General features: G+C 61.7%; 23 protein-coding genes and 1 pseudogene. 12 read left to right on the top strand and 12 right to left on the bottom strand.

Features of this window, described 5'->3' with window-relative positions:
• Positions 1-168: 168 nt before the first annotated feature.
• From AC0V6T_RS09120 to AC0V6T_RS09135, 4 genes are all read left to right on the top strand, one after another.
• The gene (locus AC0V6T_RS09120) at positions 169-2,841 is read left to right on the top strand and encodes an ATP-dependent DNA helicase (RefSeq protein WP_486128548.1); all 2,673 of its coding nucleotides are present in this window, start codon (positions 169-171) and stop codon (positions 2,839-2,841) included.
• Positions 2,838-3,908 (top strand): AraC family transcriptional regulator, encoded by a 1,071-nt coding sequence (locus AC0V6T_RS09125; protein WP_486126218.1) that lies wholly within the window; start codon positions 2,838-2,840, stop codon positions 3,906-3,908. Before AC0V6T_RS09120 ends, AC0V6T_RS09125 begins: the two co-directional genes overlap by 4 nt.
• 110 nt (positions 3,909-4,018) lie before the next feature.
• Positions 4,019-4,882 carry a sterol desaturase family protein gene (locus tag AC0V6T_RS09130; protein ID WP_486126220.1) on the top strand — a complete coding sequence of 288 codons (864 nt, stop codon included), beginning with the start codon at positions 4,019-4,021 and terminating at the stop codon, positions 4,880-4,882.
• Between the two features lie 192 nt (positions 4,883-5,074).
• Positions 5,075-5,617 carry a SixA phosphatase family protein gene (locus AC0V6T_RS09135; protein WP_486126222.1) on the top strand — a complete coding sequence of 181 codons (543 nt, stop codon included), beginning with the start codon at positions 5,075-5,077 and terminating at the stop codon, positions 5,615-5,617.
• On the opposite strand, the gene soxR is transcribed toward AC0V6T_RS09135, so the two are convergent.
• Positions 5,614-6,069 (bottom strand): redox-sensitive transcriptional activator SoxR, encoded by a 456-nt coding sequence (gene soxR, locus AC0V6T_RS09140; RefSeq protein ID WP_486126224.1) that lies wholly within the window; start codon positions 6,067-6,069, stop codon positions 5,614-5,616. The genes AC0V6T_RS09135 and soxR overlap by 4 nt on opposite strands.
• Before the next feature lie 130 nt (positions 6,070-6,199).
• Between soxR and AC0V6T_RS09145 the strand changes: the two genes are divergently transcribed.
• Complete coding sequence (locus AC0V6T_RS09145; protein WP_486126226.1) at positions 6,200-6,616, top strand: VOC family protein; 417 nt, start codon at positions 6,200-6,202, stop codon at positions 6,614-6,616.
• Positions 6,617-6,665: 49 nt separating this feature from the next.
• Here AC0V6T_RS09145 and AC0V6T_RS09150 read toward each other — a convergent pair whose 3' ends face one another.
• From AC0V6T_RS09150 to AC0V6T_RS09160, 3 genes are read right to left on the bottom strand one after another with little or no spacing between them, the layout of a single operon-like run.
• Complete coding sequence (locus AC0V6T_RS09150; RefSeq protein ID WP_486126228.1) at positions 6,666-7,295, bottom strand: SOS response-associated peptidase; 630 nt, start codon at positions 7,293-7,295, stop codon at positions 6,666-6,668.
• The gene (gene ubiA / locus AC0V6T_RS09155) at positions 7,295-8,206 is read right to left on the bottom strand and encodes a 4-hydroxybenzoate octaprenyltransferase (RefSeq protein ID WP_486126230.1); all 912 of its coding nucleotides are present in this window, start codon (positions 8,204-8,206) and stop codon (positions 7,295-7,297) included. The genes AC0V6T_RS09150 and ubiA overlap by 1 nt, the downstream gene beginning before the upstream one ends.
• On the bottom strand, positions 8,203-8,649 hold the full coding sequence (locus AC0V6T_RS09160; RefSeq protein ID WP_486126232.1) for a hypothetical protein: 447 nt from the start codon (positions 8,647-8,649) through the stop codon (positions 8,203-8,205). The genes ubiA and AC0V6T_RS09160 overlap by 4 nt, the downstream gene beginning before the upstream one ends.
• Between AC0V6T_RS09160 and AC0V6T_RS09165 the strand changes: the two genes are divergently transcribed.
• The 5 genes from AC0V6T_RS09165 (at position 8,648) to AC0V6T_RS09185 (ending at position 13,076) form a co-directional block, all read left to right on the top strand.
• On the top strand, positions 8,648-9,409 hold the full coding sequence (locus tag AC0V6T_RS09165) for a 16S rRNA (uracil(1498)-N(3))-methyltransferase (protein WP_486126234.1): 762 nt from the start codon (positions 8,648-8,650) through the stop codon (positions 9,407-9,409). The two genes, AC0V6T_RS09160 and AC0V6T_RS09165, sit on opposite strands and share 2 nt — an antisense overlap.
• Before the next feature lie 82 nt (positions 9,410-9,491).
• Complete coding sequence (locus AC0V6T_RS09170) at positions 9,492-10,862, top strand: glutamate--cysteine ligase (RefSeq protein WP_486126236.1); 1,371 nt, start codon at positions 9,492-9,494, stop codon at positions 10,860-10,862.
• A gap of 39 nt (positions 10,863-10,901) precedes the next feature.
• Positions 10,902-11,204: a putative quinol monooxygenase gene (locus tag AC0V6T_RS09175; RefSeq protein ID WP_486126238.1), complete on the top strand. Its 303-nt coding sequence runs from the start codon at positions 10,902-10,904 to the stop codon at positions 11,202-11,204.
• 172 nt (positions 11,205-11,376) lie between these two features.
• A complete protein-coding gene (locus AC0V6T_RS09180) occupies positions 11,377-12,687 on the top strand; it encodes a hemopexin repeat-containing protein (protein ID WP_486126240.1) in 1,311 nt (436 codons plus the stop codon).
• Positions 12,688-12,776: 89 nt separating this feature from the next.
• Positions 12,777-13,076, top strand: coding sequence for a putative quinol monooxygenase (locus tag AC0V6T_RS09185; protein WP_486126242.1), 300 nt, complete (start codon positions 12,777-12,779; stop codon positions 13,074-13,076).
• Between the two features lie 6 nt (positions 13,077-13,082).
• Here AC0V6T_RS09185 and AC0V6T_RS09190 read toward each other — a convergent pair whose 3' ends face one another.
• The 5 genes from AC0V6T_RS09190 to AC0V6T_RS09210 all read right to left on the bottom strand — a co-directional run bounded on the left by AC0V6T_RS09190 (position 13,083) and on the right by AC0V6T_RS09210 (position 18,906).
• Positions 13,083-14,489 carry a methyltransferase family protein gene (locus AC0V6T_RS09190; protein ID WP_486126244.1) on the bottom strand — a complete coding sequence of 469 codons (1,407 nt, stop codon included), beginning with the start codon at positions 14,487-14,489 and terminating at the stop codon, positions 13,083-13,085.
• A gap of 131 nt (positions 14,490-14,620) precedes the next feature.
• Entirely contained in the window at positions 14,621-15,949 is a 1,329-nt protein-coding gene (locus AC0V6T_RS09195; protein ID WP_486126246.1) for an outer membrane protein assembly factor BamB family protein, read from the bottom strand.
• 60 nt (positions 15,950-16,009) lie between these two features.
• Positions 16,010-16,780, bottom strand: a complete 771-nt coding sequence (locus tag AC0V6T_RS09200) for a tetratricopeptide repeat protein (protein ID WP_486126248.1) — start codon at positions 16,778-16,780, stop codon at positions 16,010-16,012.
• Positions 16,781-16,895: 115 nt separating this feature from the next.
• Entirely contained in the window at positions 16,896-18,035 is a 1,140-nt protein-coding gene (locus AC0V6T_RS09205) for a glycosyltransferase family 4 protein (RefSeq protein WP_486126250.1), read from the bottom strand.
• Between the two features lie 7 nt (positions 18,036-18,042).
• On the bottom strand, positions 18,043-18,906 hold the full coding sequence (locus AC0V6T_RS09210; RefSeq protein ID WP_486126252.1) for an alpha/beta fold hydrolase: 864 nt from the start codon (positions 18,904-18,906) through the stop codon (positions 18,043-18,045).
• Between the two features lie 80 nt (positions 18,907-18,986).
• Between AC0V6T_RS09210 and AC0V6T_RS09215 the strand changes: the two genes are divergently transcribed.
• Positions 18,987-20,384, top strand: a complete 1,398-nt coding sequence (locus tag AC0V6T_RS09215; protein ID WP_486126254.1) for a protein adenylyltransferase SelO family protein — start codon at positions 18,987-18,989, stop codon at positions 20,382-20,384.
• A gap of 9 nt (positions 20,385-20,393) precedes the next feature.
• Here AC0V6T_RS09215 and AC0V6T_RS09220 read toward each other — a convergent pair whose 3' ends face one another.
• From AC0V6T_RS09220 to AC0V6T_RS09230, 3 genes and pseudogenes are all read right to left on the bottom strand, one after another.
• Positions 20,394-20,942 (bottom strand): hypothetical protein, encoded by a 549-nt coding sequence (locus AC0V6T_RS09220; RefSeq protein ID WP_486126256.1) that lies wholly within the window; start codon positions 20,940-20,942, stop codon positions 20,394-20,396.
• 27 nt (positions 20,943-20,969) lie between these two features.
• Positions 20,970-24,446, bottom strand: a complete 3,477-nt coding sequence (locus tag AC0V6T_RS09225; RefSeq protein WP_486128550.1) for a beta strand repeat-containing protein — start codon at positions 24,444-24,446, stop codon at positions 20,970-20,972.
• A gap of 60 nt (positions 24,447-24,506) precedes the next feature.
• Positions 24,507-24,851: pseudogene (locus AC0V6T_RS09230) on the bottom strand (hypothetical protein); the annotation flags it as partial.
• 303 nt (positions 24,852-25,154) lie between these two features.
• Here AC0V6T_RS09230 and astD point away from each other — a divergent pair.
• Entirely contained in the window at positions 25,155-26,579 is a 1,425-nt protein-coding gene (gene astD / locus AC0V6T_RS09235) for a succinylglutamate-semialdehyde dehydrogenase (RefSeq protein ID WP_486126258.1), read from the top strand.
• Positions 26,580-26,582: the final 3 nt, after the last annotated feature.

A 26,582-nucleotide genomic window follows, 5' to 3' on the forward strand; every position in this document is an offset into this window, starting at 1 on the left:
GAACTATTGAGACCATTCGTTTACAACTGGTTTAGCCGTTGCCATCTTGGCGGATCAGTGACTTCGCCTGTCCCCCTCCCCTTGCCTGCACTTCACGCCAGTCACGGCGGCAATTGGCTGCGCCCCGCAAACGGCGTTACCGAGGCGTTGTCGAAGGGCGATGCGATCATGGCGGCGGCCGATACGCCGGTGCTGCTGCTGAACGCGCCACTGGTCGCGAACCGGCTGGGCTATCCCGACCTGTCGGGGCTGGACGTGCTGGAGCTGTTTGCCTTCGTTCACCCAGCACGGTTCTGCGTGCCGACGCCGCGAGGGCTTGCCCAGGCGCTTGGGCTGGATGAGCCGGAGAGCGATGAGCATGTCCCCGGCTTCCTGTTAGAGGCGGCTGGCGCGCTGGTTGCCGCCTGCGAAGACCCCGAATGGTTCGAGCGCGCCGGTGCGTGGAGTTCGCTCCACTCGCTTGAAAGGCTGCGTTGGCCGTGGGCGCAGGTCCTGAAACCGCATATCCAGCGTCCCGAGCGCGCCGAGAAGTGGCTGTTCGCCGCGCTCCCTGAATGGGAGGAGACGGGCGAGCGCGCTCCCCCGCGGCAGGTCGAACTGCCCGAAGCCGACGTGCTGGGCGAGCTTGACGCGCTCACCGGTGAAGGGTCCGAGAAACGCGAGGGTCAGCGCCAATATTCGACCGAGGTCTCGCGCATATTCGCCCCGCGCGACCGTCGCGAACTGCCGCATGTGGCGCTTGCACAAGCGGGGACCGGGATCGGCAAGACGCTCGGCTATCTCGCGCCCTCCTCGCTCTGGGCCAAACAATCGGGCGGGACGGTGTGGGTTTCGACCTTCACCAAGAACCTGCAACGCCAGCTGCGCTCTGAAAGCAGGCGCGCCTGGCCCCTGAAACGCCCCGATGGAACGCCGCCAGTGGTGGTGCGCAAGGGGCGCGAGAATTACCTTTGCCTGCTCAACCTCGAAGATGCGCTGCAAGGCGGTTTTTCGGGACGCCCGGCGATCCTTGCACAGCTTGTCGCACGCTGGGCGAGCTTTACCCGCGATGGCGACATGATTGGCGGCGACCTGCCCGGCTGGCTTGGCACTCTCTTCCGCAAGCGCGGGATCGCCGCGCTCACCGACCAGCGCGGCGAGTGCGTCTATGCCGGGTGCCCGCATTACCGCAAATGCTTTATCGAGCGTGCGGGACGCGACAGCGCTCAGGCCGACCTCGTCATCGCCAATCACGCGCTTGTGATGGTCAACGCGGCGCGTGGGAGAGACCACGCCCAGCGTCCCACCCGCATCATCTTTGACGAGGGCCATCACGTCTTTGAAGCCGCCGACAGCACCTTCGCCGCGACGCTTTCGGGGCAGGAGGCAATCGAACTCAGACGCTGGATCATCGGCCCGGAGCGCAAGAACCGAGGACGCAGGCGCGGCCTTTCCGCACGCCTCGCAGACGTTGCCAGCTATGACGACGAAGGCGGCGAAGCGATCGAGGCCGCATGCGAAGCCGCGCAGGCCTTCCCCGGCGAAGGATGGCTGCAACGCCTGATCGAAAACGAGCCATCAGGCCCTATCGAAACCCTGCTCGGCGCTGTTCGAACGGCGACCTATGCGCGCGATGAAAGCGGGCAGGAGGCAGGCTACGGTATCGAGACAGAGGCAAGCGGGCTTCCGGGCGAAGTGATCGAAGCGGCGAACGCAGCTGGCGAGGCGCTGGCTGCCATCCGGACCCCGCTCATCCGCCTGGGCGGCAGGCTAGAGGCGATCCTTGCCGATCCGCCCGACTGGCTCGACGGAGCAGGCCGCGCGCGGATCGAGGGGGCGCGCTTCTCGCTACAATGGCGCGTCGATCTGCTGGCTGCGTGGGAATCGCTGCTGGACCGGCTTGGAGGGCCTGCCGATCCGGAATTCGTGGACTGGCTTGCGGTCGACCGCTCGGATGCGCGCGAGTTCGATGTCGCGATCCATCGCCGCTGGCTCGACCCGATGAAACCGTTTGCGCGGGTCGTTCTGGAGCCTTCGCACGGGGTGATGCTGACCAGCGCAACCCTGACCGACCGCATCGGGACCGAGGGCGATCCATGGGAGAGCGCCATCCGCCGCTCGGGCGCAAACCATATCGAGAGCGCTCCGATGCTGTCCGCTGCCGACAGTCCCTTCGATTATGCGAGCCGCGCCGAGGTGCTGATCGTCACCGACGTGCGCAAGGGCGACCTTCCCGGCCTTGCGGGAGCCTATGCGAGGCTCATCGAGGCATCGGACGGTGGGGTGCTCGGACTGTTCACCGCGATCCGCCGAATGCGCGCCGTGCACGGCCGCATCGCCGACCGCCTCGCACGCGAGGGCCTGCCGCTTTATGCGCAGCACGTCGATCCGATCGACACCGGCACTCTGGTCGATATCTTCCGCGACGATCCGCGCGCAAGCTTGCTTGGCACCGATGCCCTGCGCGACGGAGTCGACGTGCCCGGCCGATCCTTGCGCTGCGTGGTGATGGAAGCCGTGCCGTGGCCGCGCCCCGATATCCTCCACAAGGCCCGCCGCGCTGCCGCCGCGCAGGATGGCGGGACTGGCAGCCAGTTTGACGACCGCATCATCCGCGCGCGGCTCGCCCAGGCGTTCGGGCGACTGATCCGGAACAAGGACGATGCGGGCCATTTCGTGGTCCTCTCCGCCGCCTTCCCCTCACGCCTGCTCTCGGCCTTCCCGGAAGGCACGGCGGTGCGGCGCGTGACGCTCGACGAGGCTCTGGTGCGTGTGCGCGACGGCCAAATCGGCGAAGACCCTAGCGAGGTCGCCCAAAACACTGGCGCGCTGGACGACAATATCCCAGATAGTTTCGCATGATCGAGCAACTCGACTATCTCGTCCGCCTCATCGCCATTGGCGCCGCGCTGATGCTGATCGCGCAGATGGTCGCAAGCGAGATACGCGACCACATCAAGTTCCCGCTGGTGGCGATGGTGGTGGGCGTTGTTGCCTATCTCCTCAACGCGTCGCCGCTGATGACAGCCGAAGGCCCGCTCGATCCGTGGGTCGATCTCTTTGCGATCTTTTCGCCCTACTGGATCTGGCTTTTCGCGCGCCGCCTGTTCGAGGCAGAGCCCGAGCGGCGCGTCGCTTTGGGAGCCATGGCGCTCCTGCTTGTCGGCTGGATCATCGGGAATTTCATACCCGGCACCGGCAGGCTCGGTTTCTACATGCTTCACATCGTCGCGCTCGCGCTTATCGCGGACCTCGTGCGGGTAGGCCTTGCCGAGCGCAACGACGACCTCGTCGAAGAGCGCCGCATGGTGCGCCTGTGGCTGCCCCTACTGGTCGCAGCGCAGGCCGGAGGAATCCTGCTTTTCGAAACGATTGTCGGCGCATCTGGCGAGTATCCGCCGATCCAGCTCGCAAACTCAGTGCTCATCGTGATCCTCACCCTTTTCGCTGGCGTGGCGCTGCTCGATCCTAACGAGGCGCTGCTGATCGAAAGCGAGGAAGATTTGCCCGGGGACGAGCCCGAACCGCTCGACCTGTCGCCAACCGAGAAGGTGCTGCACGAAAACTTGGTGCGCGCCATGGCAGAGGGCGCCTATCGCGAACCGGGCCTCACGATCACTGCCCTCGCCGCGCAGCTTGATACGCCCGAGCATCGCTTGCGCGCACTCATCAACCAGCGGCTCGGCCATCGCAATTTCTCCGCCTTCCTTAACCGCCACCGCATTGCAGAGGCGAAAGAGCGGCTCGCGGACAAGGAAACCGTCGATCTGCCCGTCCTCACGATCGCGATGGACCTCGGCTACAATTCGCTGACCCCATTCAACCGCGCATTTCGCGAGCAAACCGGCACCACACCCAGTGAATTCAGACGTTTGTCGATGGCCAATGGCGCGGACGAGGCGGGCGTTACACAGAGCGTTCAGAACTGAAAAAAGCTGGTCGATTTCGAAAAAGACCGGCATTTTCTGATACAGACGAGCCTGCGAAAGCCGGGTTTGGCAAGACAGTCCGCATCACTTGCATGAAGGACATCTGACGCATGATCATTCCGGTTCCCGAAACGGCTGAAAAGGGCTCTTTCGAATATGCGCTCGCCAAGGTCGCGAACCATTTTGCCGATGTGCTCTATTTCGATTTCAGCCGCTACCTGATCGCGGCCGGGGTGCTGAGCGCGTTTCTGATCGTCGTCAAAGTATGGGCAGACAATCGCCGCATCCAGAACCGGCGGGCAAGCGGGCGCGATTACCGGCGCGAGTTCTTCTCCTCGATGCGCACGGTTCTGGTCTTTGCCTTCATGACATTGGCAACGCTTGTCGGGCGCGAGATGGGGTGGATTGCTCTCAAGCTCGATGGAGCGAGCCTGCTCGTCGTTGCGTGGCAATTCGCGCTGATCGTGCTCGTCCACGATGCCTATTTCTACTGGATCCACCGCGCGATGCATTCCAAGCGCCTGTTCCGCACGACCCACCTGCACCACCACAAGTCGCGCACGCCGACGCCGTGGGCCGCCTACAGCTTTTCCACCTGGGAAGCCGCGTTCGAAGCCGCCTACATGCCGCTCTTCCTGTTCATCACCAGCCAGTTCGGTATCGCATATGCAGGCTTCGCGGTGTTTCTCTTCATGTGGCACATGATCATCCGCAACGTGATGGCCCATGCGGGCAGCGAGCTGTTCCCGGCAGGCTGGGTCGACAACAAGCTGACCAGCTGGATCAGCACCACCACTCACCACGACCTCCACCACTCCGAAGGCCGCTACAATTACGGCTTCTACTTCACCTGGTGGGATCGCTGGATGGGGACCGAGCACCCCAATTACGCCGAGCGTTTCCGCCGGAATGCCAAGCCGGTGATCATGTGGGGGACGCGCGAAAGCGAGCCACCGGCGGCTCCCACCACCTGACCTTTTCACAGATACGGGCAACCGCTCTCCTCGTGTGGCCCGCCGATGCGGCAGTCTTCCGCGGCGCTCTCCCCAGACTGGCGCCGACGACAGGCTGCCGCATTTTCACATGGGGGATTGCATGGCATGGTGTAGAACGTGCAAAGCGGCGGCGCAGCGACGGGCTGCACCTATGGTGGGGATTCTAGGCACTTGGCGAAACTTCTTGGCCTTTTCCGGCATGCCAAAAGCGATTGGGGCGACGGAGCGCAGCGCGACTTCGACCGCGGCCTGAACGAACGCGGCATCAAGGGCGCAACCGTGATGGGCGACCACATCCGCGCGCACGGGGTCGAGTGGGACCGCCTGATCGGAAGCCCTGCGGTGCGCGTGGTCGACACGCTCAAGGGCGCAGTTCCGGAAATGCCCGCGATCTATGACGAGCGGCTCTATCTGGCGAGCTCCGACACCATCCTCGAAGTCGCGCAGGCACATGCGGGCGAAGGCGAGGACGAGGCGCATTCGATTCTGCTGTCAGGTCACAATCCCGGAATGCAGGAAGTGGTGCTCGACCTCGTGTCGCCAAGTCATGAAAACGACCTCTTTCGCGAAGCCGTGGTGAAGTTCCCGACCGCGACCTTTGCCGTGCTCGAATGCGATATCGAAAGCTGGTCCAAGCTGAAGCCGCGCTGCGCCAAGCTCATTCATTTTGCGCGGCCCCGCGATCTTGATCCGGATCTTGGCCCCGGCGCCTAATCCACCAGCACCTGCCGCGGCCCCGGACCTTCTTCGCCGAGCTTGTCGCCCGGATTGTAGATCGCGCATTTCTCAAGACTGAGACACCCGCAGCCGATGCAGCCGTCGAGGCTGTCGCGGGTTCGCTCAAGCTCCCTAATGCGCGCCTCGATCCGGTCGCGGATCTTTGCGCTGATCGCCTTCCAGTCGCGCGCATTGGGCGTGCGGCCATAGGGAAGGCCGCACATCACCTCATCGATCTCGCCAAGGCTCAGGCCGAGTTGCTGCGCGATGAGGATGAAGCTCAACCGGCGGATATCGGAGCGCAGGAAGCGGCGTTGATTGCCACCGGTGCGCACGGGTTCGACCAACCCCTTGTCCTCATAAAAGCGGATCGCGGAGACCGACAACCCGGTTCGCCGCGCCATCTCGCCGATGGGGATGAGGTCCTTGGAGGAGAGGGTTTTCACCATGACCCGCCTGATAGCGCAGAAATAGCTTGATCTCAAGTTAGGTTGAGGTTGCAGAGTAAATGGCGACGATGATTCGCTGCGTCCTTCCGAGGCGCCCGGATCGACCGAACCGCACGAAAGGAGCCTTGTTATGCCGACAGGAACAATCGAACACGCCAACCTGACCGTCACCAACCCTGCCCGCAGCGCCGAGCTTTTCAAGCAGATGCTTGGCTGGGAGGAACGCTGGAGCGGCCATTCGCAGATGGGCGGCGACACGATCCATGTCGGCCAACCCGGCAACGGCGCGACTTATATGGCGCTCTACACCAATGACGATGTGCGCGCAGGCCCAATTGCCAAGGGTGACCGCCGCTATTCCAAGGGCCAGCCTCTGAACCATGTCGGCCTGCTGGTCGACGACCTCGACGCGGCGGAGAAAGTGCTAATTACCGCCGGCCTCGAACCGTTCGGGCATGACGATTACGACCCGGGCAAAAGGTTCTACTTCTTCGACTGGGACGGCATCGAATTCGAAGTCGTAAGCTATGCAGGAGAAGCGTCATGAACGAACCGATCCTGCGCGAACCGATGTTCAAAGCCCCTTCCAAGCCCGATCAGAGCAAGGACTTCTGGCTGGCCGCTCCCCGCGTCCAGGCCTGGTCCGTCCGATCGATATTGAGATCGCCGGTCCAAGCTGTGCAGAGAGCTTTTGCTTCATCGGGTGATCCCGACACCCAGCCCTCGTAGTTTTCCGGCGAAAGCAGCACCGGCATTCGGCTATGCACCTCTTCGCTGGCCGATCCGGCGCTGTCGGTCATCACCATCGAATAGCACAGCCCAAACTCGTCGCTGTCGCGCCACACGCCTGCAACGGCAAACAGGTCGGCATCGGGCAGCGACATCCATGTACGCGTCTTGGCCCCCTTCGCCCCCTGCGCTTCGGCCCATGCGCTGACCGGGATGAGGCAGCGGCGCTCCTCGAAGGAATAACGCCAGAAGAAACTGTCGAGTTTGTCGGTGCGGGCGTTGTTGACCGGTTTGGGTTTAAGCGGCTGGCCGCTCTTGCCCTTCATCACCAGCGGGAACCCCCAGCTCATTTTGGTAACTTCAACGCCCGCAACCACGAGGCCGGGATAGCCCGGATAAACCTCTTCGCCGAAATTCGCCCCGCCCTGCGCGGCGATGGCGTCAAACCACTTGGCGACCTCGTCCACGTTCTTGGTCATGCGGTAGAGGTTGCACATTAGGTCGCTCCTGCATTGCCGATGATGAAGCAAGCAATCGCCATCAGCGCGCCCGCCCACCGGTTCGAGCGAAAACGCGCTAGCGGGTTGGCAGGGTCGTCAGGATCGAGCGTCGCAACCTGCCACATGAGGTGAAACGCCACCGGCAAAAGTGCGAGCAACGCGAACATGTCCGGGCGGTAAAGCCATACCCCCAGCCCCCACAGCCCGATGGTTGCGGTGTAGAATGCGGCGATGCCTCCTCGAAAGCTCTCGCCCATGCGAAGCGCGCTCGACTTGATGCCGACCAGCGCATCGTCTTCGCGGTCCTGCAGCGCGTAGATCGTGTCGTATCCGATCACCCAGCAGATGCAGCCCGCATAAATTGCGGCAAGCGCGTCCCAATTGTCGAAGCGCATTTGCGTCCACCCGACCAGCAGCCCCCAATTGAACACCATGCCGAGCCAAGCCTGCGGCCACCATGTGATCCGCTTCATGAAGGGATAGGCGGCAACTAGAGCAAGACTGGTGAGAGCAACAATCTGCGCCTCCAGCCGCAATTGCAGCAGCACGACGAGGCCGATGAGACACAGTACAATAAGCCAGCCCCAGGCGACCTTCCTGCTCACCCGCCCGCTTGCCACCGGGCGCGCAGCCGTGCGCGCGACGCTCGCATCGAGCTTTGCATCGACGATATCGTTGTAGACGCACCCTGCTCCGCGCATCGCGATGGCGCCGAGCAGGAACCAGCCGATGAGCGCAAGTTGCGGCCCTGCGCCCGCAAGCCACACTCCGAAGACGCACGGCCATAGCAATAACCACCAACCAATCGGTCGGTCGAAACGCGCAAGCTGCGCCAGATTACGCGGCAATTGCGGCAGACGCTCGATCAGCCCGCGATGCTCTGTGTCTGGAACGATGTCGGCTGTCACAGGCTTCTAATTCCCTGGCTGTCTTGCTCATCGAGCTTCGCTGCGCGCCAGCCGATGACGCAGGCGACGAACATGGTCAAGTTGCCTGCGAAATCGAGCATCCCGATCGAGGTCAAGACTGGCATTTCGTAATGAAAGTACCAGTTGAAGACGAAGAACGGCAGCAGCACCACGGCGAAGGTCGCGAACGCGCGCGAGCCCCATTTCACCACCAGCGCCATAATCCCGAACATCACCGCCTGCGCTCCGAAACAGGCCATCATGAAGCGGGTTACGAAGGTGTTTTCGCGGTAGGGTTCGGTCAGGGCGAGCTCGATCACGCTCGACGGGGCAAGCAGCGCCCAGCCGCCCAATCCCAGAAACACGATGGCAATGAGAAATTGGCAGATCCGCGCGGTCATGGCTTGCACCCTAGCCACGACCGCGCCTAGGGGCAAAGCCATGCCCGCTACTCCCGCCTGGCCCCCGAAATCCGCGCCGCGCCTGTTCGTCGAGGACGAGCTTGGCGCCGGACGCATTCTCGCACTCGAAGGCAATCAGGCGCATTATCTCGGCAAAGTCATGCGCGTGTCGCCGGGCGATACGGTGATCCTTTGCGACAACATCACCGGCGAATGGGCGGCGCGGGTTGGGCAGGTTGAAAAGCGCCGTGTCGGCCTGACCGTCACCGACCATCTACGCCCCCGCGAAGAAGTACCCGACCTGTGGCTGTGCCCTGCCCTGCTCAAAAAGGACCGCTTCGACCTCGTTCTCGAAAAGGCAACCGAGTTGGGCGCAGCGCGCATCCAACCGATGATCACCCGCCGCTGTGTCGCGGACAAGCTCAACATGGAACGCGCGCGCACCATCGCGACCGAAGCCGCCGAGCAATGCGCGCGCACCGCGCTGCCGGACATCGCCGAACCGGTGAAGCTCGACGCTCTCCTTGCCGACTGGCCAAGTGAGCGCGCGATTTTCTTTGCAGACGAGGAAGGCGGCGAACACGCTGCCGATGCGTTCTGCTTTCACGAAGGTCCGGCCGCTATCCTGATCGGCCCGGAAGGCGGCTTCGACGATACAGAGCGCGCCGCGATCCGCGCTCACCCGCTGGCGCGCGCCATTTCGCTTGGCCCGCGTATCTTGCGCGGCGAAACCGCTGCGATTGCTGCGCTTTCTGTATGGATGGCCGAAGCGGGCGACTGGCCCGATGTGGGCGAACCATAGATTGGCTTTGTCCGCTCAAACGCAGATTACACTTCCCACCATCAATTCCGTTTTATAGGGCAACCTTCGAAAGAGAGCCTGAATGAGCACACGCGAAGCATCCTCTGCCGACGAGCCTATCCTCGAAGGGATGGACGACCTTACCGCCCCGATGCGGGCCGGTGAAAAGCCGAAGGCGGACTGGCGCATCGGGACCGAGCACGAGAAGTTCGTCTATCATACAGGTGATAAGCACGCCCCGTCCTATGACGAAGACGCAGGCATCCGCGACATCCTGATGAGCCTTCGCGAATTCGGGTGGGAGCCGATTGAGGAGAACGGGCACGTCATCGCCATGAAAGGCGCGGACGGCACGGTCAGCCTTGAACCTGCGGGCCAGCTCGAACTGTCAGGCGCACCGCTCGAAACCCTGCACGAAACCTGCAACGAAACCGGGCGGCATCTGGCGCAGGTGAAGGAAATCGGTGAGCGTTGCGGCGTGGGCTATCTTGGCCTTGGCATGTGGCCCGACAAGACGCGCGAAGAGCTGCCGGTCATGCCCAAGGGCCGCTACAAAATCATGATGAACCACATGCCCAAGGTGGGCAATCTGGGTCTCGACATGATGCTGCGGACCTGCACGATCCAGGTCAATCTCGACTATTCTTCCGAAGCCGACATGGCGAAGAAGTTCCGCGTCGGCCTCGCGCTGCAACCGCTTGCGACCGCTCTGTTCGCGAACTCGCCCTTCACCGAGGGCAAGCCTAACGGATACCTTTCCTACCGCAGCCACATCTGGTCAGACACCGACCCGCATCGCACCGGCATGCTGCCCTTCGTATTCGAGGATGGCTTCGGCTACGAACGCTGGGCCGAGTATATGCTCGACGTGCCGATGTATTTCGTGTTCCGCAACGGGAAGTATATCGACGCAGCCGGCCTCTCCTTCCGCGACTTCATGGACGGCAAGCTGTCCGTCCTTCCCGGTGAGCGTCCGACGGCGAGCGACTGGTGGGACCACCTTTCGACCGCCTTCCCCGAGGTGCGCCTGAAAAGCTTCCTCGAGATGCGCGGAGCCGATGGCGGGCCGTGGAGCCGGATCTGCGCGCTGCCTGCCTTGTGGGTTGGCCTTCTCTACGATCAGGGCGCGCTCGATGCTGCATGGGACCTGGTCAAGGACTGGACGATGGAAGAGCGCGAGAAGCTGCGCACCGACGCACCGAAACTCGGGCTGCAGGCTCCGATCCCCGGAGGCGGGACGATGCAGGACCTTGGCCGCGAAGCTCTGAAGATCGCGCATAAGGGCCTCGCCGCACGCGGCAAACTCAATGCGAGCGGCGACAACGAGACCGGATATCTCGAGACCCTCGACGAAATCGTATCGACAGGTAAAGTGCCTGCACAACGGCTGCTCGACGCCTATCACGGCGAATGGAACGAGGACGTCTCGCGCGTCTATAAATACTCGTTCTGAGCGGCGGTTCCCCCTTGAGGGCGGAGAGGGAGAGAGAACATGCTGATAGTTCTGGCCGAGGCGAACCTTGGCGAAGGCGCGCTGGATGCAGGCCGCGACGCATTCCGCGCCATGGTCGAGGCGTCGCGCGCTGAGGAAGGGTGCCTTGGATACTCCTATGCAGTCGATATCCTCGATCCTTCGAAATTCGTGATCGTCGAAAAGTGGGTCGATGATGCTGCGCTCGCAATTCACTTCCAGACACCGCACATGGCCAAGTTCCAGCAAGCCCTCCAAGGCCTTGACATCGAGATCACCGAACTCGCCAAGTACCAGGCCGATGACGGTTCGCCCCTGATGTGATTGGTCGCATTTAGTCTCATCAGCCAATATTTCGAAGAAGCCCCCCCTGAAAAGGTAAGTTTCGACTAACTAAAATGACTGACTAATTTATATAATTTTGCCGTTTGAATACAATTATTTAGATTGAGTAGCTGACAATTGTGCACCTCCTTAAAGCAAATGGGGGAATACAATGTCCGATCACAATATTACTTTCATCCGACAAGCCGAAGCGCATATTGATACCAATTCACCGCGCCCTGTGGTGGAAAAAGCCATCAAAATCTGCCGCGATATGGCGAAGGATGCCAGCAACGAATTGAGCAAGATCAGGCTCGCGGGCGGCGGCGTTGGCGAAGGGATGGACCGGGTTAAGCGCGCCTATTACGAAAGCTTCGGGCGCAGTTTTCCAATCTGGTTCGGCTGGGATGACGATAATCCCGAACAGATGCTGCAGCGGCTCGAATTGCGCTTCAACGAGATATTTCAGCGCATCGACAAGGGCCTTAACATCCGCTGCCGTCCCGCAACAGGCCGGCGCGCGCGAGGGTGTGCGGATGGATACACCGCGTTCCAGACATTAGGCGGCGTGCGCCCACGCAGATTTCATCTTTGCCCGAAATGGTTCAACGCCGAACGTGAGAAAAACAGCCCGCTGCAGGTGTCTCAGGATCACTACCGCGCCAGCATTATCGCCCATGAACTTTGCCACGCGATTGGCGGAGTGGGGACGAGGGACCAGAAAGATTCCGCCGGGAATACGATCTACGGCGAAAACCTCGCACTCGCCTTTGCAGGTGCAGAACCCGATCGCGCTTACAAGAGCGCTGAGAACGTCGAACAATTCCTGGTCTATCGTGAGCGGGTGCGGACCAAGACCGCTGCTATGATCCCCCTTCCCAAAGGCAATGCCACGGGTCGTTACAAAGGTGTGCCCGCCTTCCCGGACGCGGCTGTCAATCATCCCAACGGCAAGATCTATTTCTTCAAGGGCGACCGTTATTGGCGCTATGACCCGGCAAAGAATGCAGTCGACCACACCAATGTGCGCAAGATCGGCAAAGATGGTTGGCAGGGGGTGCCCACAAATGTCGATGCCGCCCTGCTCCACCCGAAAAACGGGAAGATCTATTTCTTCAAAGGCAACCGCTACTGGCGCTTTGACCCCAGCGCCGGGATTGACCGTGTCGATCATGGCGACGTTCGCACGATCGGTTCGTCTGGTTGGGGCGGAGTCAGAGGAGATATCGACGCAGCTGTCGTGCACCCCAACGGTACGCATGCCCTGTTTTTCTACGGACCGTACTATCGCACATACCGTTTCGGCGGCAGTGCCGGCGCGCTCATGAACCTGCGCGATCCGCGCGATGGCACCCAGTTTCCGCATCTCTACGGCAACTTCAACGCCGTCGTCATCGACCCGGCCAGCAAGAACGGGCACTTCTTCACGGCCGAGCATTGGCAGGCCGACAATCTGGCCGGACACAACACTCACTTCGGTTAGTCGCGCGTCAAAAGTGATAGCATTTCAGGCGCTTCGCTCTTAAGCTTCCTGCAGCCCGCGTCCTGGCGGGCTGCAGGGGGGAGAGTTTTGTGATCGTCGTTATCGGGAGTTTCCGCATCCCGCCCAGCATGGTCGAGGTCGTGCGTCCGGTGATGGAAGAGATGATCACCGCCAGCCGCCGCGAGGAAGGCTGTATTGAATACGCCTATGCGCTCGACGTGATCGACGAGGGGCTGGTGCGGGTGTGCGAAAAATGGCGCGACCGCGCCGCGCTCGAAGCGCATTTTCGCACGGCCCACATCGCCGAATGGCGCGCACAGGTTTCCGCGCTTGCGGTGTCTGAACGAGACCTTGTTGCACATGAAACCGACGAGGGTTTCTACCTCTGATCCCGACTACTCGGCTGGCTCCTGAAGGCCCGCTTCGGGCTTGCCAGAGGCACGCTTACCGCCGCTGATCCGACCGACCAGCTTGCGCTTCAACCGGGCGAGCGGCGCGGTGACAAGGCCGTTCACTTCCATCCAATCGTAGTATTCGCGGTACTTGGGGTCCTCGGCCAACAAGTGTGCTTCCTCGGTCCGGGCGCGCCAATAATAGATCGCGTTCACCACAGCCAAGAAGAAGGTGTTGCGGATTGCATCGACTGCCGATCCGTTTGTGACAAGGAACGGCATGACCGAGCACCACCAGAAAAGGTTCTTCGACAAGTAAGCCGGGTGACGGGTGAAGCGATACGGCCCGTTGGTGAGCACGCCGCGATAGGTGAGGTTGGAAAAGCGGATGCCGAACACAACCGTCGCCCAGGCATAAATCGCTGTCAGAAATACGAGCCACGCAGCCCATAACCACAGCAAAGCCGGTTGCCCTGCCATCCAGTGTCCCCAGCCTGCAGTCGCGCCCTCATAACTCAGGATCTGACCGCTATTGCCGATGATCCCCCACACGAACGGCGGATAGCAGAGAAGCGCTGCAAGCCAGCCTGCTACGAAGGGATTGCCCGAGCGAATATGAGCATCGAGCGGGCGCAGCGTGAAAAGATAGCCGACCGTCCCGATCTGCACATCGACGACGAATAGCAGCGTGATCAGCAGCATTCCGAAATCGAATGGATTGGCGATAATCGCTGCCGGATCGGCCTCTACGATGAAAGCGAAACCCGGCGGCAGGATCGAGATCATGAACGCACCGAAAAACGCCTTGATGATCCACGCGCGCCAGTGCTTTTTGACTTGATCGAGATCGACTCCTTCACGGCCCAACAAGGCTGCCCCGAAATGCCAGGTGCTGTCGCGCTGGTCGGTCATGAACCGATCGAGCCAGATGATGTAGGGCACCGAGAGCACCACCATTGGCACGATCAGGAAACCGAGCACCTCCATCGCGAAGAGGTAGTTTCCGTCCCAGTACCAGCGGCACAGGCAATACAGCGCAGCGATGATCGCCCAAGTGGCCCAAAGGCCAACGATCTTGACGGTCGAGACAGGCAGCACATCCTCGACACTGCGCCGGATGCTCCAGTCGAGCCCGGTCGACACGCGCAGATGCACCGTGTCGACGAGCAGCGACCAGATCGCCATCGGTCCCGCAGTGAATGCCATCGCTGTTAGCGCCGCGTATGGTCCTGAAAGAACGCCATAGCCGCTTCCCAGGCCCAGTGTTTCGGCAATTACGGGAAAGGTGCGGCAGAACAGGATCCACAGCATCAGGCCCAGCAGACCCGCAAGCCCCACACCCGAAGAGACATCGCTCTTGGGCAGGTTCAGCGGCGTTGACGCCGATGCGGGATGAGATTCTGCGCTCATTGCCCTCAGGCGCTTAACGCCAAAGGGTTAATTCTCCGCCCACCAAGACGCCCGCGTGCCGCAAGGAGACGGCACCGGCACAAAGGTTAACGTCCAGTCTTTGGACTGCGAAAGGCCGAGCGGCAAAGCCGTCAGCGCCAGGCGTGGATGGTACCCGAATCGTCGAGGATATAGAGCATGTTGTCGGCAACGACCGGCGGCAGGCTGATCGCTTCCTTGACGTCGGCAAACAGCTGCGCCGAACCTTCGCCCGCGCTCACCTTCCAAACCTCGCCTTCGGAGCTTGCAACCCACAGATTGCCGCCAGCGAGAACAGGACCGGTCCAGAAGATCGGGTCCTTCTTTTTCTCGACATTGCGGAACGGGGCAAGCTGAGTGATCCAGCGCACGCGGCCCGTCGAACGAGCAATCGCCAAAAGGCGCGCATCGTCGGTCAGAGTGAAGATCCACTCACCCGCAATCGCCGGGGTGGAAATGCCCGCAAGGTTGAGCTCCCAGATACGCTGCCCGGTGACGAGCTCGTAAGCGGCCATACGACCGCCCTGCCCCAGTGCATAGACACGGCCCGAATCGATGATCGGGTCAGCATCGATGTCGGTGAGCGAGCTCACAACGGTCGAGATGTTCGTGCGCGCCAGAGCGTCCGCCCAAAGAGTGCGGCCATTCTCATAGCGATAGGCCGACAGTTCGCCCGAGGAATACCCCGCGATCACCGTGCCCTGTCCCGCTGCCGGAGCAGCGACGCCGAAGACGCCGGACTGTGCCGATGAACCCGACTCGTTCCAGAGCAGCTCGCCATTCTCGGTGTTGAGCGCGATGATTTGGTTGTCCTGCGTCATCACGTAGACCTGCCCAAAGGCGATGGTCGGTGAACCGCGCAGCGGGCCGGAAGGCGTCGTCTTCCAGATCATCGTACCGGACTGGGCATCCAGAGCCTTGGCATCGCCTGCGCCGTTGGTCGCGTAGACCCGGCCACTGTCATAGCTGACGCCGCCGCCAAAGGCGGATGGCCGCATATCATCGTCCATCTCGTCGTCGTCGAATTCCCACATGCGCGAACCCGACTTCTTGTCGAATGCGTGGATGACGCCGTCAGAACCCACCGCAAACAACATATTGCTGCCGATCACCGGAGCGGCCGCAAGGCGCTCCTTGTCGCTCGAACCCGCGATGCGAGCGGTCCAAGCCTTTGTCGGGTTTTCAGGCAGTGCCAGATGGCCGTACGACTTGCTCGCCGAACCTCCGACCTGTGCCCATTCGGAATTCACCTGTTCCGGCGGCAATACCACAGTCACGCTGGCAAGCGCAGGATCGACAGTCGCGCCGGTTTCAATCCGCGACAGGATTGGCATACGCTCACCAATCGTCGGCGTGGTCTTGTTGTCCCCTCCGCAGCCGGTCAGCACCATAGCCAGCGCGCCAGCCACGATAGCGCCGCTTAAACGCTTGTTATACTTCATAATTCGCACCGTCCGTCCAAACTTGTATTCTTATGTTTTGGGCACCTACCGGCTCCTCGCTTATTCAGCGGGCCCTTCAGCCGGAGTAACGCCTTCATCTTCGAGCAATTGCTCGACATCTTCAATTGCATCGACCCCTAATAGCCCAGCCATCTGGCGCGCACGTGAACGAAGCGTCTCTGGCAACGCCTCGTCATTCGCCATCTCGGCAAACAGGGCGCCTGCTTCGTCGCGGTTACCCGCCTCAAGGTGGGCGATCGCGGTAAGTTCGCCTGCGCTGCCGAAATAGGGGTTGCCGGGCACAGCGAGGTCGCTGAGCTTGGCGATTACGTCAGCCGGATCGCGCTCGTCGAAATTGGTCGAAACTTCGCGGATGACTGCCAGGTTGCGCAGTGGCCCCGGGGTTTCGGGGTCAGCCGCAATGCTGGCGTAAAGCTCGACGGCCTTGGCCTGATTGCCCTCTTCCAGGGCGGCTGCCGCCTGGAGGAACTTGGCCGAGGTGCGGGCGCCAATAGACCCCTCATCGACCAGCCCATCGACCTTCTCCGATGCGCCTTCGAAGTCGTTCACGTCGACAGAATCGAGCGCGCTGATGATCTGCTCGGACTGGCGCTCAAGCGCAGCCTCGTTGCGGCCATCCCAGAAGTAGAATCCGAACATGCCAGCCAGCAGCAGCGAGATCGCGAGGCCGAGGGGCACGCCGTATTTCTGGAAGAATTCCTTGGTGTCGTCCTGCCGCACCGCCTCGTCGATCTCGCGCATGAGGATTTCGTCCTCGCGCGATGGGCTGCCTGGCTGGTTTTTGTTCTTGTCAGTCGGAGTGCGCGCCACTTGGCGATGATCCTTGTTAGTCGTTTTCAATCTTTGGGCGGGCTTTTAGGGAGCGCGAGGGGCTTGCGCAATGGCTCAAACCTGCCTCTCACCGGTTGGCAGGTCGCCCCGCTACTTAGGTATCGCGGCCTAAAGCCCCCCAATAGAGCGAGCGATAGGCCTCAATCATCTGCGCTTCGTCATATTGCTCGCGCGCCTTGGCCTTGTTGGCAGCGCCAATATCAGCGCGCAGAGCCTCGTTTGCGACTAGTTCGCTAAGCATCGCGGCCAGCGCATCGGTGCTGCCCGGAGCGGCGATGAATGGGCGATTAGCCTCGGCGACGATGGACTTTACATCGCCCACATCGGGAGCGGCCACCGGCAGCCCTGCCGCCATCGCTTCGACCACTGAGATCGGGAATTGCTCGCTCTTGGAAGACAGGGCGAAGATATCGAACATCCCGATCAGCTTGGCCGGGTCTTCAACAGCGCCGGGCAGGTGAACGCGGTGGCTGATCTCGTGCGCATCGGCAGCGGCGCGGATCGCGTCTTTTTCGGGACCATCCCCGAGGATCACGAGATGCCAGTTTTCCGGCAGATCGGCGCAGGCTTTCACCAGCTTGTCGAGCTGCTTCACCGGACGAAGCCCCGCAAGCGTCCCGATCCAGCGCTCTCCCTCGCGCTTCACTACGCGAAAGCCGCCGGGCTTGGGGCGCTTGCCGAAGGCCTTGGTGTCGATGCCGTTGGGAATACGCTGCACCCGCGCAGGCGGTTGCTTCCACGTCTCGACGGCGATTTTCTCGAGCGTGCGGCTGGGCACAACCATCGCATGTGTGCGCCCCGTGGCAATCCGGCGATACCAGTTGCGGCGCGTTTTGAGCTCGCTTGCTTCGTCCTCGTTGAAGCCATCCTCATGATGGATGAGCGGCGGCAGACCGAGCGCCTCACCAAAGACGGTGTGCGCCATCACCACGTCCATCGCACCGAAATTGTAGGTGAGCACAAGGTCATAGTCGCTGATCGCCTTGGCAATCGCGACCAGCCTTCCCGGCGTCGGCCAGCCCTTGAGCGAGGGGAAGCGTGTCGGAAAATGCGCCGGGACGGTGCGATTGATGAGCGCCCTTGCGCCCTTCTCATCCGGCTCTCCCGATATGATCGTGTGATCGAGCGACTTGCCGAACGCGTTTATCAACTTGACCGCGCGCAACTCCTTGCCGCCGGCAGCAAACGTCGAATGGCAATGCAGGATGCGCGGCGCGCTTTTCTTGTTTGGCATTGTCGAATTAGACCTTCGCCAACAGCGCGTCGATCGCCTCACGCGCCTCGGGTTCGTCGAGCGTGGGTGCATGGCCCACACGCGGCACGGTCACGCTGGTCATGGCCGGATTGCGCGCTGCCATCTGCCTGACCGTTTCGGGGGTCAGCAGATCGGAAAGCTCACCGCGCACCAGTAACATGGGCACTCCGCGCAGGGCCTCGAAGGCGAGCCACAGATTGGGCGGCGTTGCGTTGTCTGCCTTCTTGAAAGGCTCCGCGATCGCCATGTCATAGTCGTAACTGATCCGCCCGTTCTGGCTGACCACCAGAGTGCGCTTGGCCATTTCGAGCCACTGGTCGAGCCCGAAATCGGGGAACGCCTCGCCATGTACTTCACACATTGAGCGCGCGGCGTGGACCCAGGTGGGATAGCTGCGCCCCTGCCCGACATAGCCGTTGATCCGCTCGATACCGGCAGGATTTATCTCAGGGCCGATGTCGTTCATAACCACAGCAGCAAGCCGCCCCGGATTGGCGGCGGCGAAGATCATGGTGATGAGCCCGCCCATCGACGTGCCGACAGAGATGAATTTGTCGATGCCGAGTTCGTCGAGCAATGCCTTCACATCCTGCGCATACTGGCCGCCGTGATAAGTCGAGGAATCGGGAGCATAATCGCTCTGACCGCGCCCGCGCATTTCCGGCACGATGACGCGGCGCGTCGCGCTGATATGCTCAGCCAGTCGGGCAAAATCGCGCGCATTACGAGTGAGGCCGTGGAGGCAAACGACCGGCAGGCCGTCATAGCCATCTGGCCCCGCATAATCGCGATAATGGAGCGACAGGCCGTCCGAACTCGTCCAGCTCTTGTCTTCGTATGGATTGGCCATGATGTGGCGAGAATCTCCGGTGAATCTATGTGAGCGTCAGAGCGCTTGCGCCCTCGCTCGCTTGTCCCCACTATCGCTACATGAGCGATGAACCGCAAGCAGCCATCTACCGCCCTGACCCTGCAATTCAATCCCTGTCCGACTGGCTCGCTTCGCCGGTCAAGGCTGCCGATTTCCCGCAAACGCAGGTTCGGTTTCGCAATGATCGTGCGGCCCAAAGTGTCGGCCTCGCGGGCCTAAGCGACGATCAGTGGGCGCAGCATTTCGGACGCTTCGAGCCGCTGGAAGGCAACCTGCCGCAGCCGCTCGCGCTCAAATATCACGGCCACCAGTTCCGCGTGTACAATCCTGAAATCGGCGATGGACGCGGCTTCCTGTTCGCGCAGATGCGTGATGGCGATGGACGACTGATGGACCTCGGCTCCAAAGGATCGGGAACGACACCCTATTCGCGCGCTGGTGACGGTCGTTTGACCCTGAAAGGCGCGGTGCGCGAGATACTGGCGACAGAGATGCTCGAAGCGCTCGGTGTGAGCACCTCGAAGACCTTCTCGGTCATCGAAACGGGCGAGCAATTGATGCGCGATGACGAACCCTCGCCTACCCGCTCAGCGGTGATGGTGCGGCTCTCGCATTCGCATATCCGCATCGGCACCTTCCAACGCCTTCTCGCGCATGAAGAGAAGGAGCACATGGAAGCGCTGGTCGATTATTGCCTCGAGCATTTCCCCGGCCCGCCTCCGCCAGACGATGCGCCGGGCCGCGATGAACCTGCTGTGCGCCTGATGCACAATGTGGTCGAGCGCATGGCAGACCTCGCAGCCAGCTACATGGTCGCGGGCTTCGTTCACGGCGTGCTCAACACTGACAACATGAACATCACCGGTGAAAGCTTCGATTACGGACCGTGGCGCTGGCTTCCGAAGTGGGAGCCGGGCTTCACCGCTGCCTATTTCGACCACGCGGGGCTCTACGCGTTCGGCCGGCAGCCAGAGGCGCTGCACTGGAATTGTGGCCAGTTCGCGGTGGCTTTGAGGCTGCTTGCCGACACCGAGCCGCTGGTGGCAGCAATGGAGCGATTCGGGCCGCTCTACATGGAAGCGGTCGCTCGGCGCTGGACGTGGCGGCTGGGCGTCAAACCGCGCGGTGCAGAGGCCGATGCGCAGCTCGTCGCCGCTTGCGAGAAGGCTATGCGTGAGAGCGAGGCGCAGCCCGATGCCTTCTTCTTCGCTCATCGTGGCGGGCGCGGCGCGGAGGGCGAATTAGGCGAAGCGTTGCGCGAGTACGAAGCAGTCGAAGACGCGCACCATTACTGGTCGGACGATGCCCCACAAAGCATGGTCATCGACGAGGTCGAGGCAATCTGGTCCGCAATCGACGAGCGCGACGATTGGAGCCCGCTCATGGACAAGGTATCGGCGCTGCGTCGGATGGGAGAGGCCCATGGCCCTGCTCCCACTCCCTCCGGACACGCTTAGCGCGTCAGCCTATCGAACCGGTTGTGCTTCGACCATCTGCTGCGGCTGAAGGTCGATGCCGAACAGCTTCCAGCGGCCCTGTTCCCACTGGTAATAGACATCAAACCCGATCGAAATCGGGCGCAGCTGAAACACGCCGCGCACGCGGAAGACGTCATTGCTGATCATCTGCGGCGCTTCGTAATAGGTCGGCGGGACCAGCAAAGCGTTGGACAGGTCCATGTTGAGATTGCGCAAACCTGAGAAAATCTCGGTCAGGCGGGCCGGATTGAAATTGATCTGGAAGTTCTGCGCCGAGATGTCCCGAAGCACGGAATAATTGCCCGACTGGTTCGCGTGATCGACCGCGGCAACGGTCGACCACAGCAGCTTCGATAGCTCAAGCTGGCTCGGCGTCGGACGAACCGACGGCGGCGGCTGGAAGCTCGGCTGAGCCTGTTGCTGCTGCTGCGCTTGAGCGCTTGCCGGTGTGAACCACAGCCCTGCACATACGGCTGCGAGGGTGGCAAAACGAAATGCCGGGGCACTGGGCCCCGGCATCGTATTTTTCGAGGTCATTACAGTCATGACCTGATGTCTAACGGCTTACCAAGCAACTTGGAAGCCGCCGCGTGCACCGACTTCACCGCTGTCGAAACCGACACCGATACCGGCCGAGATCGAAGCGTTCTCAGACACGCGGGCCGAAAGGGCCATCGAGCCTGCGCCGCGATCTTCGAAGTAGCCGACGCCGCCCGACAGAGCGAAGCTCGTGCCAGCCGGAAGCGCCGGGCTTTCCATGGCGAGCGCCATGGCGACACCTTCGTTCGCGCGGTCGATCGCATCCCGGTTCGCGGCCGTCTGGCCGAACAGGGTGTTGATCTGGGCCTGGTTGTTGGCGGTCAGGCTCTGAAGACCTGCAATCGCCGTACCGTTGGCCGCAATACCCGAAGCGTTGGTGTTGATCGCTGCCGTGTTGGAAGCGATGCCCGCCGAGTTGGTGCTGATGCCGGCCGCGTTAGTGGCGATCGACGTCGTGTTGGTTGCAATCGCGCCCTCGTTGGTGGTGACGCGAGTATCAAGGCCGACCACCAGCGCGTTGTTGTCGACAATCGCCTGAGCGTTGGCAGCGATGCCGCTCTCGTTGGTCGTCACACGAGTGTCGAGACCTGCAATCGCCGTCGCATTGGCACCGATTGAAGTGGTGTTTGCTGCGATGTTGGTTGCGTTGGTCGCGATACCAGTGGTGTTCGTGGCAATCGCTCCCTCGTTTGCGGTTACCCGCGTATCGAGACCGGCAATCGCCGTCGCGTTGGCACCAATGGCAGTCGTGTTCGAAGCGATGTTGGTCGCATTCGTCGCGATGTCAGTGGTGTTGGTTGCGATGTTGGTCGCGTTCGTTGCGATGTCCGCCGTGTTGGTCGCGATGTTGGTCGCATTGGTAGCGATGTCGGTGGTGTTCGTGGCGATGTTCGCCGCGTTCGTACCGATATCGGCCGCATTGACTGCAATCGCTGCCGAGTTGGTGTCGATGTTGCCCTGCAGGGTCGCATCGGCAGCCATACGTGCAGCGGTTTCAACCGCCAGCTCTGCGTCGGTTGCAAGGTCATCAACCGCAATCGCCTGACCCAGCGTACCTGAAGCATCGACGGTAGCCACAAATGGCGTGCCCGTCTGAGCTGCAGTGCTTGCTGCGATGTCACCGACCGTCACAGACGTACCGGCACCGCCAAGCACGACCTGGTTGGCCCGCGTGGTGGCTGCAAGAGCGCCGATGGCGACCGAGTTGTCGAACAGAGCCGACGAACCGTTGCCAAGGGCAACAGCGTCAGTGCCGTCCGCATCGCTCTGGTTACCGATAGCGACCGAACCGTCGCCCGAGGCATCGGCTGCTTCACCCACTGCCAGCGAGCGGATGCCTGATGCGCTTGCAAGGTGACCGATGGCCTGAGCGCGCTCTGCGCTTGCACTCGAACGCCAGCCAAAGGCCGAAGCGCCCGGACCCGAAGCGAACGCTTCGCCACCGATTGCGGTGGTCGAGTTGCCAAGGGCCTGTGCACCGGTGCCGTTGTTGTCGCCACCAAGGGCAACTGCGTCGGTGCCCGTGGCGAACGAGCCGTCACCGATTGCGATGGCCGACTGACCATCGGTTGCGGCGAGTTCACCGATCGCAACCGTGCCGTCACCGTCCGCAACCGCGAGACGACCCAGAGCAACCGAAGCGCGACCGTTCGAAGTGGCATTTGCGCCACCAGCGAACGAGTTCTGGCCGATTGCCGCGGTGTCCGTACCCACAGCGGTCGAATCAATTCCGAAGGCATCTGCCGCAGAACCGATGGCCGTGCTCGAAAGCTCAGTTGCCTGAGCGTTCGGGCCCAATGCAATCGATCCCTGACCGGTCGCACGCGCATTACGTCCAAATGCCGATGCGTTGACTTCAGTTGCTTGCGACGCGAAACCGACGGCTGTCGAGCTTTCGCCCGAAGCCAGCGATGCTGAACCAACAGCAGTCGACTCGATCCCGCTAGCCTCAGACTCCACGCCAAATGCCGAGCCATCTTCAGCGGTTGCTAGCGCACCAGCACCCACTGCCGTCGTATTGAAGTCCGAAGCAAGCGCCAGCAAACCCAAAGCAGAAGAGCCTTCGCCAGAGGCTTCTGCACCGGCACCAACTGCCGTCGCGAAGTCTCCCGAACCGTTAGCAGCGATACCGATCGCAGTACCGGCGAAGCCGGCTGCATCCGCATCGGCACCGACAGCCGTACCGCCGTCACCGTCTGCAGTGGCGCCCGTTCCGTTCGCGTCGTTGTCGCCGCCTATCGCGACGCTCAAAGCACCCGCGGCCGAAGCGAGGTTACCCCCCGCGATTGCTTCTTCTCCCGATGCATTGGCTGCTTCACCAATCGCGAGCGAGCGAACGCCCGTCGCGCTTGCGAGGTGACCAAAGGCGTGAGCGCGCTCTGCATCAGCGACCGAGCGCCAACCGATTGCGGTTGCGCCGGGGCCCTGTGCGAAGGCTTCGCCACCGACCGAGGTTGTCGAGTTGCCCAGTGCAGCAGCACCGGCACCCGCATCGTCACCACCAATAGCAAGAGCATCAATGCCCGAAGCCACGGTTGAGTTACCGATGGCAATCGCGCCATCGCCAGCCGTTTCGGAGAGATCACCAACCGCGATCGATCCGGTGCCGTCGGCGATCGAGAGGTTACCCACTGCGATCGAGCTGTCGCTGTTTGCAAGAGCGGCTTCACCCACTGCGAGCGAACGGATCCCCAGCGCGTTGGCGAGGTGACCGAAGGCCTGAGCGCGCTCAGCGTCAGCGACTGAGCGCCAACCAACTGCGGTTGCGCCCGGGCCCTGTGCGAAGGCTTCACCACCAAGAGCGGTGGTCGAGTTGCCGAGCGCCTGTGCGCCAGTGCCCGCATCGTCACCACCCAGAGCCACGGCGTCGACACCGTCCGCTACTGAGTCATTGCCGATAGCAATCGAAGCCGTGCCAAGAGCACTCGCCTCGTTACCGACCGCAACCGTGTCGCGAACGGCTGCATTAGCCCGAGTACCAAGAGCCGTCGATGCAAAGCCGTCGGCGGTCGCTTCGAAGCCGACTGCGGTCGATGCGACATTGTTGGATTCTGCATCGGCACCTAGAGCGATAGAGCCGGGAGTAGACGCGATTGCGCCTGTGCCATTGCCGTCCTGATCGCCGCCAATTGCAATGCTGTTTTCATCTTGCGCTGTGGCAGTGAAGCCCAATGCAATCGAGCTAAATCCACTCGCACTCGCAGCTTCGCCAATTGCAGTCGCCGCGAATTCGGTTGCGCTTGCGAGGTGACCAAAGGCCTGCGCGCGCTCTGCGTCAGCGACTGAGCGCCAACCAACTGCGGTTGCGCCCGGACCCTGTGCGAAGGCTTCACCACCCAGAGCGGTGGTCGAGTTGCCGAGAGCCTGTGCGCCGGTGCCTGCATCGTCACCCCCCAGAGCAACGGCGTCGATGCCGTCCGCGACCGAATTGTTGCCGATTGCGATTGCACTAGCGTTGCTCGCCGCCGCGCTATTCCCAATCGCGATCGAGAAAACTGACAACGCATCTGAGGCTGCCCCAAGGGCAACAGCGCCCTGAGCGAGCGCTTGTGAATTTGTACCTACCGCCGTTGATGCGATGTCCGTCGCGCGCGCATTTCGGCCGACCGCAGTCGACGAAGTACCTGTGGCCTGGGAATTTTGCCCGACCGCAGTGCTGTTGGTTTCAGTCGCGGACGCATCGTCACCGATCGCTGTCGATTGAGTGCCAGTTGCCTCTGCATCTTCTCCACATGCTAGGGAGTCGACGCCAGTAGCCGTCGCACCACCGGTTACGCCTGGATCAAGCTGACATACGTCCTGTGCAGCGGCCGGCGTGGCCGTTGCCCCCAGCCCAACGACTGCAGCGATCACCGCGCTGGACGCCGAAAGGCCCAGAGCGGATAGGCTCAAATTCGAGTATTTCATTTGAATATTCCCCTTACCAAAGCGCCCGAGAGACGCTTTACGGATTGCAACTCCGCGACCCGGCTAGGGGTATGATCTTGATGTCACGCACTACCATAACGGCAGCTCCCCCCTAACACGTGCCTGACTTACATACGCATAGTTACGTAGAAGGGAAACCCTTTTGGGCTCAGTTGTTAACCTAATGTTGGGGCTATGCATGGGACTTTGTGGTCGCTACCAGACCGCCTGAAGCGCAAGGGGTTAACGCCCACGGATCGGTCGTCTTGCAACGCAAACCTTGAAAACCAAGCGAACGTGACAGTGACAGACCAAACAGCGCACGACACTCTTACATCCTTCTCACCTTCAACCGGCGAGGAAGTATGGCGCGGGCCTGTAGGCGACGTAGACGCCATAGTAAGCCGCGCACGCAAAGCCTGGCCTGCATGGGCGGCACAGGCGTTGAGCCACCGGGTCGAGGTTGCTCGCCGCTTCGCCAACGAAGTGCGATCCGACGCAGACAAACTGGCAGAGCTGATCGCCCGCGAGACAGGCAAGCCGCTTTGGGAAGCGCGCACCGAAGTCGACGCGGTCGTCGCAAAGGTGGACATCTCGGTTCAGGCCTGTGCAGAGCGGACCGGTAAGAAAAAGCGCGACAGCGCCCTTCAGGGAACAGCCGCTCTTCGGCACAAACCGCACGGCGTCATGGCTGTCTTGGGCCCGTATAACTTCCCGGCGCACTTGCCTAACGGCCATATGGTCCCGGCGTTGATCGCCGGGAACACCGTCGTCTTCAAGCCATCTGAAAAAGCGCCAGCGGTTGGGATGGCCCTGCTGGAATGCTGGAGTCGGTCGGGGATCCCCGATGGCGTGGTTCAAGGCCTTGTCGGCGGCCCTGATCAAGGCAAAGAGCTGGTCGCACATCCAGGAATTGACGGTGTTCTGTTTACCGGAAGCGCTCAGGCCGGCATCGCGATCAATCGCAAGCTCGCGGCCAATCCGGGCAAGATCGTCGCGCTCGAAATGGGCGGCAACAATCCCCTGGTAGTGATCGATACGCCGAAGATTTCCGATGCTTGCGCGCTCGTAATCCAAAGCGCGTTCACGTCTGCAGGTCAGCGTTGCACCGCGGCAAGGCGATTGATCGTCAAATCCTCGATGTATGAGCCGCTCATGGCTGAATTGCTGCCGATGGCCAAACGGCTCATCGTCGGCGATCCTTTCGACAACCCGCAGCCCTTCATGGGCCCGGTTATCGACAATGAAACCGCCGATGGGCTCAACGACTCGTTTCTCGCGCTTCTGACTTCTGGCGGTAAGCCGCTGTTGCATATGCGCAGGCCCGATCCCGATCGTCCCTTCCTTACCCCCGGCATCATCGACACGACCGAGATTGAGGATCGCCCGGACATCGAGCTGTTTGGCCCGCTTCTACAAGTGATCTGTGTCCCAGACCTCGATGCGGCCATTGCTGAGGCCAACAACACCCGATTTGGGCTCTCGGCCTCTCTCATCGGAGGATCGCCTGATGATTACGGGCGCTTTTGGGCGAACACGCGCGCTGGGATCATCAATTGGAACCGCCCCACGAATGGAGCGTCTTCGTCAGCCCCGTTTGGCGGAATTGGCCTGTCGGGCAATCATCGTCCGGCAGCGTATTATGCCGCCGACTATTGCGCTTACCCCGTGGCAAGCAACGAGATGGAACAACCGCGCGCAAACATCGAGATTGGAATCGGCGACTAGGGC

The organism is Erythrobacter sp. S158 (assembly GCF_057364915.1).

Bases quoted from the DNA above. Each gene is read 5' to 3' on its own strand.
- AC0V6T_RS09120 (WP_486128548.1), top strand. From the start codon at position 169: ATGGCGGCGGCCGATACGCCGGTGCTGCTGCTGAACGCGCCACTGGTC.
- AC0V6T_RS09125 (WP_486126218.1), top strand. From the start codon at position 2,838: ATGATCGAGCAACTCGACTATCTCGTCCGCCTCATCGCCATTGGCGCC.
- AC0V6T_RS09130 (WP_486126220.1), top strand. From the start codon at position 4,019: ATGATCATTCCGGTTCCCGAAACGGCTGAAAAGGGCTCTTTCGAATAT.
- soxR (WP_486126224.1), bottom strand. From the start codon at position 6,069: ATGGTGAAAACCCTCTCCTCCAAGGACCTCATCCCCATCGGCGAGATG.
- AC0V6T_RS09145 (WP_486126226.1), top strand. From the start codon at position 6,200: ATGCCGACAGGAACAATCGAACACGCCAACCTGACCGTCACCAACCCT.
- AC0V6T_RS09150 (WP_486126228.1), bottom strand. From the start codon at position 7,295: ATGTGCAACCTCTACCGCATGACCAAGAACGTGGACGAGGTCGCCAAG.
- AC0V6T_RS09165 (WP_486126234.1), top strand. From the start codon at position 8,648: ATGCCCGCTACTCCCGCCTGGCCCCCGAAATCCGCGCCGCGCCTGTTC.
- AC0V6T_RS09160 (WP_486126232.1), bottom strand. From the start codon at position 8,649: ATGGCTTTGCCCCTAGGCGCGGTCGTGGCTAGGGTGCAAGCCATGACC.
- AC0V6T_RS09170 (WP_486126236.1), top strand. From the start codon at position 9,492: ATGAGCACACGCGAAGCATCCTCTGCCGACGAGCCTATCCTCGAAGGG.
- AC0V6T_RS09175 (WP_486126238.1), top strand. From the start codon at position 10,902: ATGCTGATAGTTCTGGCCGAGGCGAACCTTGGCGAAGGCGCGCTGGAT.
- AC0V6T_RS09180 (WP_486126240.1), top strand. From the start codon at position 11,377: ATGTCCGATCACAATATTACTTTCATCCGACAAGCCGAAGCGCATATT.
- AC0V6T_RS09190 (WP_486126244.1), bottom strand. From the start codon at position 14,489: ATGAGCGCAGAATCTCATCCCGCATCGGCGTCAACGCCGCTGAACCTG.
- AC0V6T_RS09195 (WP_486126246.1), bottom strand. From the start codon at position 15,949: ATGAAGTATAACAAGCGTTTAAGCGGCGCTATCGTGGCTGGCGCGCTG.
- AC0V6T_RS09205 (WP_486126250.1), bottom strand. From the start codon at position 18,035: ATGCCAAACAAGAAAAGCGCGCCGCGCATCCTGCATTGCCATTCGACG.
- AC0V6T_RS09210 (WP_486126252.1), bottom strand. From the start codon at position 18,906: ATGGCCAATCCATACGAAGACAAGAGCTGGACGAGTTCGGACGGCCTG.
- AC0V6T_RS09215 (WP_486126254.1), top strand. From the start codon at position 18,987: ATGAGCGATGAACCGCAAGCAGCCATCTACCGCCCTGACCCTGCAATT.
- AC0V6T_RS09220 (WP_486126256.1), bottom strand. From the start codon at position 20,942: ATGACCTCGAAAAATACGATGCCGGGGCCCAGTGCCCCGGCATTTCGT.